The sequence below is a fragment of the Gilvimarinus sp. 1_MG-2023 genome (genome assembly GCF_030548285.1).
In genome coordinates this window covers 1-244 of the sequence record NZ_JAUOSC010001522.1, presented here as the reverse complement: position 1 = coordinate 244, position 244 = coordinate 1, and the positions used below count along the sequence as shown (strand labels likewise).

The following is a 244-nucleotide window of genomic DNA, read 5'->3' as shown; positions in this document are numbered from 1 at the left end:
GGCTCAGGGAGTTTTGCCATTCTTCCACATGTGCAGCACCGACAATCGGATTGATCAGTGCCTTTCGAGGCTGCCCGGTACACTGCAAAATGGTCATTTCGGCTTCAAATTCCGGGCTGTAAGGCAAGGATCCATCAACCACATAGATAATGCCGGCACCATCCAGAATAGGCTGCAGCAGCTCGATTTCATCCTGAAACCGGCTGCTCGCTGCATGCCGTTGTTCGGTCACAAAATCCTGTAC

General features: G+C 52.0%; 1 protein-coding gene. It reads right to left on the bottom strand.

Annotated elements, in window-relative coordinates; all coding sequences use genetic code 11:
* Positions 1-244: hypothetical protein (locus Q4563_RS21915; RefSeq protein WP_303606041.1), on the bottom strand; the 244-nt coding region annotated here is incomplete at both ends.